Annotated in this window: 9 protein-coding genes, 1 pseudogene and 1 riboswitch; of the genes and pseudogenes, 5 read left to right on the top strand and 5 right to left on the bottom strand. The window is 69.0% G+C overall.

Translation table 11 applies throughout. From position 1 onward, the window contains the following. On the top strand, nucleotides 1–349 hold a 349-nt coding region (locus VGP60_RS14390; protein ID WP_327548489.1), incomplete at its 5' end, for an adenosylcobinamide-GDP ribazoletransferase. A gap of 46 nt (nucleotides 350–395) precedes the next feature. Here the strand turns inward: VGP60_RS14390 and cobC are convergent. From cobC to VGP60_RS14415, 5 genes are all read right to left on the bottom strand, one after another. Beyond that, nucleotides 396–1,427 (bottom strand): Rv2231c family pyridoxal phosphate-dependent protein CobC, encoded by a 1,032-nt coding sequence (gene cobC / locus VGP60_RS14395; RefSeq protein WP_327548490.1) that lies wholly within the window; start codon nucleotides 1,425–1,427, stop codon nucleotides 396–398. Continuing rightward, complete coding sequence (locus tag VGP60_RS14400) at nucleotides 1,420–2,781, bottom strand: cobyrinate a,c-diamide synthase (RefSeq protein WP_327548491.1); 1,362 nt, start codon at nucleotides 2,779–2,781, stop codon at nucleotides 1,420–1,422. Before VGP60_RS14400 ends, cobC begins: the two co-directional genes overlap by 8 nt. Beyond that, entirely contained in the window at nucleotides 2,775–3,389 is a 615-nt protein-coding gene (gene cobO, locus VGP60_RS14405; RefSeq protein WP_327548492.1) for a cob(I)yrinic acid a,c-diamide adenosyltransferase, read from the bottom strand. Before cobO ends, VGP60_RS14400 begins: the two co-directional genes overlap by 7 nt. Next, the gene (locus VGP60_RS14410) at nucleotides 3,389–5,383 is read right to left on the bottom strand and encodes a putative cobaltochelatase (protein WP_327548493.1); all 1,995 of its coding nucleotides are present in this window, start codon (nucleotides 5,381–5,383) and stop codon (nucleotides 3,389–3,391) included. The genes cobO and VGP60_RS14410 overlap by 1 nt, the downstream gene beginning before the upstream one ends. Nucleotides 5,384–5,456: 73 nt before the next feature. After that, nucleotides 5,457–5,550: riboswitch (adenosylcobalamin (AdoCbl) riboswitch) on the bottom strand. Between the two features lie 35 nt (nucleotides 5,551–5,585). Next, the gene (locus tag VGP60_RS14415) at nucleotides 5,586–6,818 is read right to left on the bottom strand and encodes a transposase (RefSeq protein WP_327548494.1); all 1,233 of its coding nucleotides are present in this window, start codon (nucleotides 6,816–6,818) and stop codon (nucleotides 5,586–5,588) included. A 79-nt stretch (nucleotides 6,819–6,897) separates the two neighbouring features. Here VGP60_RS14415 and tnpA point away from each other — a divergent pair. From tnpA to VGP60_RS14435, 4 genes and pseudogenes are all read left to right on the top strand, one after another. Further along, nucleotides 6,898–7,170, top strand: a pseudogene (gene tnpA, locus VGP60_RS14420) (IS200/IS605 family transposase); the annotation flags it as partial. A gap of 41 nt (nucleotides 7,171–7,211) precedes the next feature. After that, nucleotides 7,212–8,366, top strand: coding sequence for a precorrin-6y C5,15-methyltransferase (decarboxylating) subunit CbiE (gene cbiE, locus VGP60_RS14425; RefSeq protein WP_327548495.1), 1,155 nt, complete (start codon nucleotides 7,212–7,214; stop codon nucleotides 8,364–8,366). Further along, nucleotides 8,363–9,127 carry a precorrin-4 C(11)-methyltransferase gene (gene cobM / locus VGP60_RS14430; RefSeq protein WP_327548496.1) on the top strand — a complete coding sequence of 255 codons (765 nt, stop codon included), beginning with the start codon at nucleotides 8,363–8,365 and terminating at the stop codon, nucleotides 9,125–9,127. Before cbiE ends, cobM begins: the two co-directional genes overlap by 4 nt. After that, on the top strand, nucleotides 9,124–10,134 hold the full coding sequence (locus VGP60_RS14435) for a Gfo/Idh/MocA family oxidoreductase (RefSeq protein WP_327548497.1): 1,011 nt from the start codon (nucleotides 9,124–9,126) through the stop codon (nucleotides 10,132–10,134). The genes cobM and VGP60_RS14435 overlap by 4 nt, the downstream gene beginning before the upstream one ends. Nucleotides 10,135–10,168: the final 34 nt, after the last annotated feature.

Below are 10,168 nucleotides of genomic sequence, written 5' to 3' on the forward strand. Positions count from 1 at the left end.
GCACGGGGTGGTGGCCGCGGTCGCCGGGGTGGTCGTGGGGCGGTGCGTGCTGTCTTTCTGTTGCGCGCGTGGGGTTCCCTCGGCTCGGCCTGCCGGGCTGGGCGCAACTGTCGCTGGGTCGGTGCCGATTGTGGTCGCGGCTGCCGTATTCGTGGTGGCGGCGGGCGTGGCGAGCTTGGCGCCGGGTTTGCCTTGGTGGCGTGGCGTTCTGGCCGTGGCCGTGGGCTATCTGGTGGCGGGCGTGCTGCTGGCGCGCTGTGTCCGTCGGCTCGGCGGTATCACCGGGGACGTGCTGGGTGCCTGCGTCGAGGTCGGCGCGGCCGCCGCGCTGGTCGCGCTGAGCTCGTAACCTCCGCCATCTGTCGACAGATGGCGATCTCTTAGGAACTGAGAGATCACGTTATGTCGACATCTCGCAGGGCGGTGGCGAGGGCAGTGAGGAAGGAGTCGGTGGTGGGGTGGTCGCGGACGGCGAGGCGTAGGTGGGTGGTGTCGAGGCCGGGGAAGGTGTCGCCGCGGCGGACGGCGAAGCCGGATTCTCGTAGGCGGAGGCGGACCTTGTCGGCTTCCGGCAAACAAATCAAGACGAACGGAGCGCGCGGGTCGCCTAGGACTTCGATGCCGAGGGTGCGCAGGCCGGAGACCAGGTAGGCGCGGTCGGCGACCGCGGCTGAGGCGAGGAGTCCGGCTTCGGCGAGCGCGGCGGGACGGCTGCAGGCGACGACGGCGACGGCGGCCAGAGTCGAGACGGACCAAGGTGGTTGTACCGCACGAAGACGGGCGATGACGGCAGGATCGGCGAGGACATAGCCAGCTCGCAGGCCGGCGATACCCCAGGTCTTGGTGAGGCTCCGGATCACGATCACGCCCGGAAGTGCCTGCGAGGCAAGGCTTTCCGGCTCGCCAGGCACGGCGTCGAGGAAAGCCTCGTCGACGACCAGCAGCCGCCCCGGACGGATCAACGCACGCAGCGCGGCAGCGGGATGCAACACCGAAGTCGGGTTCGTGGGATTGCCGACGAAGACGAGATCGGCCTCCTCCGGTACCAATTCGGGCCGCAGCACGAAATCGCCCGACAGAACCACCCGATGCACCGAGTGACCAGCAGCCCGCAACGCCGCTTCCGGCTCGGTGAACTGCGGATGCACCACAACGGCGAACCGCGGCTTGAGCGCAGTGGCCAGCAGAGTGAACGCTTCAGCGGCACCAGCGGTGACCAGTACCTCATCGACAGCACGCCCGTGCCGGACGGCGACAGCCGCAGCGGCGGCGGAGGAATCGGGATAGGCGGCCAAGTCGTCCAAAGCGGCGGCCAACTCCGCCCGCAGCCAAGCCGGAGGCACCGGCAGCCGGACGTTCACCGCCAGATCCACCAGTCCCTCGCCGACCTCCCGATCCCCGTGATGCTGCAGGTCGAAGTCAGACACGGTCGCGTACCAAGGCCGCGTGCGCGTGTACCGCGGCCGCGAACCGGCTGGCCAGCTCCGGATAGCCCGCCCAGTGCACATGCAGGTAGGACGCGTGCAGCGACGGCGTCGCGAAGCCTTCCGGTTTCCGGTCCCAGCCCCAGGCTGGGGAATCCCCTTGTCCCGGTTGGATTCCCGTGCGGTGGAACTCGTGGCCGGTGACGCGCTGGCCGTTCGCGGCGAGCACGTTGTCCGAAAGGGACACTGCTTTGCGGTAGCCGAGTTTGCCGCGTTTGGTCATCACCGCGGCGGCCTCCACCGCGCCGACCATCGGCAATCCGTCCAATTCCCGGCACAGGTACAACAGCCCCGCGCATTCGGCGACCACGGGCATGCCGCGTTCGATCGCCCCCGCGACTTCGGCGCGCAACGCCGCGTTCCCGGACAGCTCGGCGGCGTGGACTTCCGGGAAGCCGCCGCCGAAATACAACCCCGCGCAATCCTCCGGCAAGTCCTGTTCCCGCAACGGATCCACGTCGACGACGTCGACCCCGGCCGCGGCGAGCAGCTCGACAGTTTCGGTGTAGCGGAAGGTGAACGCCTGCCCGGCGGCCGCCGCGATCACCGCGCGCGGGCCTTCGTACGAGACCTCGGCATGCGGATCCCAGGCGCTCCCGGAAAGTGTCGGCGCTTTCCTGGCGACGCGGACGACGGCGTCCAGGTCGACGCCGTCGGAGATCCACTCGGCGAGCTTCGGCAGGATGCGCTGCGCGTCGGCGTCGCGCTCCCCGACCGGAACCAAACCGAGGTGACGGCTGGGTGCGTGGATCTCGTCAGAGCGCCGCAGCGCGCCGAGCAGCGGGACGCCGGTGGCCTCCAGCGCGGTGACGATCTCGTCCTCGTGCCGCCGCGAGCCCAGTTTGTTGAGGATCACGCCCGCGAGCCGCACCCGCGGGTCGTAGTTCGCGAAGCCGAGCACAACGGCGGCGACGCTGCGGCTGGCGGCACTCGCGTCCACGACGAGCACCACCGGCGCGTCGAGCAGCCGGGCCACATGCGCCGTGGACGCGTAGCCCTCGGTGCCCAGAGCGCCGTCGAACAAGCCCATGACGCCTTCGATGACGGCGATGTCCGCGCCCGCGGAACCGTGCAGCAGCAAGGGAACCAGCCGGTCTTCACCTTGCAGAAACGGGTCGAGGTTGCGCGCGGGACGGCCGGTCGCCAACGCGTGATAGCTCGGGTCGATGAAGTCGGGACCTACCTTGTGGCCCGACACCTTCATCCCGCGCGACCGCAGCGCCGCCATCACGCCGGCGGCGATCGTGGTCTTGCCGTGCCCCGAACCGGGCGCGGCGATCACCACCCTCGCTACCATTCGATGCCCCGCTGCCCCTTTTGCCCGGCGTCCATCGGGTGCTTCACCTTGGTCATCTCGACGACAAGATCCGCCGCCTCGATCAGCTTCGGCGGCGCGCTGCGGCCGGTGATGACGACGTGCTGGTGCCCCGGCCGGTTCGTCAGCGCCTCGACGACGTCGTCGACGTCCAGCCAGCCCCATTTCAGCAGGTAGCTGAACTCGTCGAGGACGTAGAAGTCGTGCCGTTCGTCGGCGAGCTGCCGCTTGATCTCGGCCCAGCCCTCACGCGCGTTCGCCGCGTGGTCCTCCTCGGTACCGGACTTGCGCGCCCAGCTCCAGCCCTCGCCCATCTTGTGCCACACCACCGGCCCGCCCTGCCCGGTCTCGTCGTGCAGCGCGCCGAGCGCGCGGAACGCCGACTCCTCGCCGACCTTCCACTTCGCCGACTTCACGAACTGGAACACGCCGATCGACCAGCCCTGGTTCCACGCGCGCAGCGCCATGCCGAACGCGGCGGTGGACTTGCCCTTCATGTCCCCGGTGTGGACGACGAGCAGCGGCCGGTTGCGACGCTGGCGCGTGGTCAGCCCGTCCTGCGGGACGACGTCCGGTTTCCCTTGCGGCATCAGGCGGCCCTTCCCGAAGTCCGCGCGCGCACCGCGCCCGTCAGTGCAGCGCCCATTGAAGAATCAGCCGCGACCTCGCCGAGCGGAACATGTTCCGCACCAAGGCGTGCCGCGAGTTCGGCGGCCAGCCCGAGTCGCATTTTGCCGCTCTCACAGTCCATGACGACCGACGCGACTCCGGTCCCGGCCAGAATCGCCGCCGCGGTATGCGATCGGGCGACCGCGTCGGCACCGCTGGTGGCACGGCCGTCGGTGACGATCACGAGCAGCGGACGTCGTCGCGGATCCCGGATCGACTCGGTCCGAAGCACCTGCGCCGTCTTCAAAAGCCCTTCGGCCAACGGCGTACGTCCGCCCGTCGGCAACGCTTCCAAGCGGGACGCGGCGGCGTCGACACTGATCGTCGGCGGCAGCGCGAGCTCGGCTTCGTCCGCGCGGAACGTCACCAGGCCGACCTTGTCACGACGCTGATAAGCGTCCAGCAGCAACGAAAGCACGGCCGACTTGACCTCGCGCATCCGTGCCCGCGCGCCCATCGATCCCGACGCGTCGACGCAGAACAGGATCAAGTTTCCCTCGCGGCCTTCGCGCAACGCGAAACGGAGATCCTGCGGCCGCAACTCAAGCCCGGCACCGGAACGTCCTCGCGAACGCTGATGCACGGCGGCGGCCCGGACGGTCGCGACCAGATGCGGGCGTCCAGTGTGGACACTCGGCGGCTGGACGCCGATCGTGCGCCCGTTGTCGGTGATCGCGCGCGAACGTCGTCCGTGCGCACCTTCGCCGGTGCCGTCCACGGTGAAAAGCTTTGCACGGTAAGGAGCTCCCGCGCCGACGGTCTTCTGGTTCCCACCGGCGGGACCTTCGGACGACTCGGGCTGCTTACCGTCTCCTTGCGAGTCGGAAGGCTCGGAAGGCGCGTCGGAACCCGAGCCGGGGCCGTCGTCGTCCGGGCCGTCGTCGTCCGGGCCGTCGTCCTCGGGCGGCTGGGCATTCCGCAACGCCTGTTCGAGCTGCTCTTCCTCGATGCCGGGCGCGTCGAACGGGTTGCGCCGGCGTCGATGCGGCAGCGCGAGCCGCGCCGCGACCCGGATGTCGTCGGTGGTCACCTCGTCACGTCCGGACCACGCGGCGTGCGCCACGGCTGTTCGCGCGGTGACGATGTCGGCGCGCATCCCATCGACCTCGAAGGACGCGCAGATCTCCGCGATCTGCCGCAGCGCGTCGTCGGGCAGCTTCACCGACGGCAGAAGTCCTTGCGCGGCCTCGATTTCCGCAGCCAGAGCGGAGTCGGCGCCCGCGTACTCGGCGGCGAAAACCTCTGGATCGGCTTCGTAAGCGAGCCGACGCCGTACGACCTGGACGCGCTGCTCGGGATCACGGCTGGAGGCGACCTCGACGGTCAGCCCGAACCTGTCGAGCAGCTGAGGCCGGAGCTCGCCCTCCTCCGGGTTCATCGTCCCGATCAGCACGAACCGCGCCGCGTGCGACACGGAAACGCCCTCACGCTCCACGGTCGCGCGGCCCATCGCGGCGGCGTCGAGCAGCGTGTCGACCAGGTGGTCGTGCAGCAGGTTGACCTCGTCGACGTACAGCAGCCCGCGATGCGCGGCGGCGAGCAGGCCGGGCTGGTAATCCGTGACGCCTTCGCCGAGCGCGCGCTCCAGGTTCAGCGAGCCGATGACCCTGTCCTCAGCGGCACCGACGGGCAGTTCGACCAGTTTCGCGGGCCGCTTCGACGTCGGCGCGGCGGCAGGGTGCGGACCGTCCGGGCAGCCGGGGTCCGGGCTCGCGGGATCGCACGAGAACCGGCAACCTGCGACGACGGTGACGCTCGGTAGCAGTCCGGCGAGCGCGCGGACCATGGTCGACTTCGCGGTGCCCTTCTCCCCCCGCACCAGCACGCCGCCGATCGCGGGCGAGATGGAGGAAAGGACCAGCGCGAGCCGGAGATCCTGCATGCCGACTACAGCGCTGAACGGGTACGGCTTCAAGCCTGCTCCTCGTGCCGGGGTGGGTGTCCGCGCCCACTGGTGGTGGCCCGCGACAGGACGGAAACCCCGCCGCGCGACGGACGTCCAAGCTCTGACTCCCAGCGCACGCGCCGGTCACAGTGGCGGGACCGCCCCGGAATCACACCGGGTTCCTCGACGTCCGTCGCCTGGATCATCGCACAGTCGTTGACATCCTCTCCGCCTAAAGGACGGAGATTCCCTCCACGCTGCGCGTTCCATGCGCGGCGTCCGAGTGGGTTACCGCTTCGCTGCGCGGTGCCAGCACACGTGCTGGTCTTACCTGCGCTCCACGGTCGTTTGAGTTGTCCGCCTGTCCGGCGGCCAACACGTTCTTCGCGGCGTTGTGATCGCGGTCGTGGATGCTGCCACACGGGCACACCCACGACCGGATCGACAGATCCATCTTCTCGTTGATCCGACCGCAGCCGGAGCACATCCGGGTGGAGGGGAAGAATCGGTCCACCCGCCCGAACGTGCGCCCATGCCGGGCGGCCTTGTACTCCAACATGCCCGTGAACGATGCCCATCCGGCGTCGTGCACGGACTTCGCCAGCCTGGTCCGGCCGAGACCAACCACGCACAGATCCTCGACGTACACCGCTTGGTTGTCGCGGATGATCGCCGTGGACAGCTTGTGCTGCCAGTCTCGCCGGGTGTCGGCCACTCGGGCGTGCGCCCTGGCGACCTTCACGACGGCCTTCTTGCGGTTCTGACTACCCCGCTGCTTGCGAGACAGGTCCTGCTGCAACCGGCGCAGCTTGCGGGCGGCGCGGCGCAGAAACTTCGGGGCGGCTATCTTCGTGCCGTCCGATAGGACCGCGAAGTGGGTCAGCCCCAGGTCGATGCCGGCTTCTGAGTCCGTTTCGGGCAACGGCTGGTCTGTGGTCTGCACGACGAACGAGGCGAAGTACCGCCCGGCCGCATCCCGGATTACTGTAACCGAACTGGGCTCGGCTGGAAGATCCCGCGACCAGCGAACCTCGACGTCGCCGATTTTCGGCAGCCGCAGCCGGCCGTTGCCGAGCACCTCGAACCGGGCGTTGGCGGTGAACCGGATCGCCTGCCGGTTGTCCTTGCGCGAGCGGAACCGTGGCGGCGCGACCTTGCGGCCCTTGCGCTTGCCCGTGACCGAGGCGAAGAAGTTGCGGTACGCCACGTTCAGATCCGCGAGGGCCTGTTGCAAGACGACCGACGAAACCTCGGAAAGCCACGCCCGTCCAGGCGTGTCCTTGGCCCGGGTGATGACCTGCTTGGACAGGTCCCCGTCCGAGACGTACTTATCGCCCGCTTCCCGAGCTTGCTGACGCAGGCGCAGCCCATCGTTGAATACCACCCGCGCGCACCCGAACGACTGAGCCAGCGCTTGCTGCTGACTCGGCGTGGGATACACACGGTAGTTGTAACGGAGCTGCACGAGCACACTTTACCAATGGTTTATGGCTGAACTCGAAGGCATTCGCACTGGTAGACACTGTGTGTTCGCCCTGAATGCTCACTTGGTCAAATTCCCACCCAAACTGGCCTAGTCGAAACTGGTCAACTCCCGCGAGGGCGTCTCCTCACGGCGGATGCGGCAGGAGTTCCCCGACCTGATGCACCACTACTACCGGGCCAAGCGGCTCTGGTCGGGTTCGTACTTCGCGGGCTCCGTTGGCGGCGCACCGCTAAGTGTCGTGCGTCAGTACATCGAGCAGCAGACCGCCCGGTTTAAGGCGCTGCTCGAACCTTTGGCGGCCATCCCAGCGCAGGCCCTCACCCCGCTCTGAAAGGCGGAGCACTGGCCCGTATTCCGGTAGCGTGTGCGAGAGTGCGCGAAAAATCACCCCTGACCGTCGTCGGCATCGGGGCAGACGGCTGGGCCGGGCTGAGTGAGCGGGCCAAAACCGTCATCGCCGACGCCGAAGTGGTGTTCGGCGGGCCCCGGCAGCTGGCCTACCTGCCCTCCGGCGCGCTCCAGGTGCCGTGGCCGAGCCCGCTGCTGCCCGCGCTCGACGGGCTGCTGGCCGAGCACGCGAGCCGGAAGATCTGTGTCCTGGCCAGCGGGGATCCGCTGCTGTCCGGGATCGGGACCACGCTGGTCCAGCGGCTCGGGATCGACCACGTCGAGATCCTGCCCGCGCTGTCGTCGGTGACGCTGGCGCGAGCGCGGCTCGGCTGGCCGGCGGAGGAAACCGAGGTCGTCACCGTGGTCGGGCGTGATGTCCACCGGGTGAACCGGGTGCTCGCCCCGGGTCGGCGGATTCTCGTGCTCGGCTCGACGCCGTCGGCCATCGCCGACCTGCTGAAGGCGCGCGGTTACGGGGAGAGTCGCGTGACTGTGCTGGAGGAGCTGGGCGGGCCGGATGAGCGTGTCCATCACTCTGACTCGACAGCGCTGAACGTCCTCGCGATCGAGTGCGTCGGGCCGCCGTTGTCGCTGGTCGGCGGGCTGCCTGACGACGCCTTCGAGCACGACGGCCAGCTCACCAAGCGTGATCTTCGCGCCAGCGCTCTCGCCCGGCTAGCCCCGACGCCCGGCGAACTGCTGTGGGACGTCGGTGCCGGGGCGGGCAGTGTCGCGATCGAGTGGTCGCGCGTGCATCCGTCGAACCGCGCGATCGCCGTCGAACGGGACCCGGAACGCGCCGCGCGCATCGGCCGCAACGCTGACACGCTCGGCGTCCCCGAGCTGCGAGTCGTGCTCGGATCGGCGCCGGAAGCGCTCACTGACCTGCCGAAACCCGACGCGATCTTCGTCGGCGGCGGGCTGACCGTTCCCGGGGTGCTGGACGCGTGTCTCCCGACCGGCGCGCGGATCGTGGCGCACGGCGTGACGCTGGAATCCGAGCAGGCGCTGGCCCGCGCGTACGGCGAACACGGCGGCGAGCTGGTCCGGCTGTCGGTCGAGCAGGCCGCGCCGCTGGGCGGTTTCACCGGCTGGACCCCGGCCAGGACCGTCACGCAGTGGAGTATTGCGCCATGACCGTGCACTTCATCGGCGCCGGGCCCGGTGCCGCCGACCTGATCACCCTCCGCGGACGCGACCTCCTCGCGCGGTGCGAGGTTTGCCTGTACCCGGGCAGCATGACCCCGACCGAGCTGCTCGCGTTCTGCTCGCCGCAAGCACAATTGCTCGACACGGCGAACCTGAACCTCGACGAGATCATCGCGCTGCTCGTCAAGGCGAACGAAGCCGGGCACGATGTCGCGCGGCTTTGCTCCGGCGACCCGTCGCTCTACAGCGCTGTCGCGGAACAGATGCGCAGGCTGGACGCGGCGGGCGTGCCGTACGAGGTGACGCCGGGCGTGCCCGCGTTCGCCGCCGCGGCGGCGGTGCTCAAGCGTGAGCTGACCGTGCCGGAGGTCGGGCAGAGCCTGGTCATCACGCGGGCGCAGGCGCGGTCCACGGCCATGCCGGACGGCGAGAACCTGACGACGTTCGCGAAGAGCGGCGCGACGCTGGCGCTGCATCTGGCGATCAACCGGATCGAGCAGGTCGTCGAGGAGCTGCTCCCCCTTTATGGTGCCGTGTGCCCGGTTGCCGTTGTGGCACAGGCAAGTCAGCCCTCCGAAAAGGTTCTGCGCGGAACGTTGTCCGACATCGTGGGCCAGGTCCGCGAGGCCGGGATCACGCGCGCGGCGATGATCTTCGTCGGCGAAGTGCTTGCGGCGGAACGGTTTCCGGACAGTTTCCTCTATTCCTCCACTCGCGATCGCGCTACCCAACCGGAGTCGCTGTCATGAACCTGCGCTGGGGACTGCTCGCGGCCGGCTCGATCGCCGCCGAATTCGCGGAGGGCATCAAGGCGAGCGCAACCGGCTCGCTGGCCGCCGTCGCCGCCCGTTCCGGTGAGCGTGCGGCCGCGTTCGCTGAGCGCTTCGGCGTCCCGAAAAGCTATGGCTCGTATGACGAACTGCTCGCCGACCCCGGCATCGACGTCGTGTACGTGTCGACCCCGCATCCGCTGCACGCCGAGTGGGCGATCAAGGCGGCGGAAGCGGGAAAGCATGTGCTGTGCGAAAAACCACTGACACTGACGGCCGCCGAGGCCGAGTCGGTGATCGAAGTGGCGCGGCGCAACGACGTCTTCCTGATGGAGGCGTACATGTACCGGATCCATCCGCAGATCCGGCTGATGACCGAGCTGATCGAGGCCGGCGCGCTCGGTGAGATCCGGGCTGTCGACGTGACCTTCAGCTACGACTCGGGCGGCGCGGAAGCCGCGCGGCTGACCGACCCGGCGCTCGGTGGCGGCGGGATCCTCGACGTCGGCGGGTACTGCACTTCGGTGGCACGGCTGGTTTCCGAGGCCGCGACTGGGGAGAAGGCCGTGGTCCCGAGCGAGGTCAAAGGGATGGCTCGCCTGACTCCCGAGACCGGGGTCGACGAGTTCGCGATGGGCCTGCTCCGGCTGCCCGGCGACATCGTCGCGCAGATCTCGTGCGGGTTCCGGTTGCGGCAGGACGACCACATCCGCGTCTACGGCAGCGAAGGGCAGCTGTACATCGCGAACCCGCCGTGGCTGCACAACATGCGCGAACCGGGCGTCTCGGAGATCGTCGTGACACCGACGGGAGGGGACGCCGAGGTACTGGAAGTCGAAGCGACGCAAGGACTTTTCGCCCGCGAAGCGGACTACGTCGCCGCGCATATCGCGGACCGGCAAGCGCCGGGCGTCACCTGGGCGGAGTCACTGGCGAACATGCGCACCCTCGACCTGTGGCGAAAGGCCGTCCGTGCCCAGTCGTGAGTGCGTAACAGTGTTCTAACACTGTTACGAGATC

It is taken from the genome of Amycolatopsis sp., from assembly GCF_036008905.1.
Lineage (GTDB): Bacteria > Actinomycetota > Actinomycetes > Mycobacteriales > Pseudonocardiaceae > Amycolatopsis.

What these genes read in the sequence shown, in the direction of transcription:
- VGP60_RS14400 (WP_327548491.1), bottom strand. Translation starts at nt 2,781, where the DNA reads ATGGTAGCGAGGGTGGTGATCGCCGCGCCCGGTTCGGGGCACGGCAAG.
- cobO (WP_327548492.1), bottom strand. Translation starts at nt 3,389, where the DNA reads ATGCCGCAAGGGAAACCGGACGTCGTCCCGCAGGACGGGCTGACCACG.
- cobM (WP_327548496.1), top strand. Translation starts at nt 8,363, where the DNA reads ATGACCGTGCACTTCATCGGCGCCGGGCCCGGTGCCGCCGACCTGATC.
- VGP60_RS14435 (WP_327548497.1), top strand. Translation starts at nt 9,124, where the DNA reads ATGAACCTGCGCTGGGGACTGCTCGCGGCCGGCTCGATCGCCGCCGAA.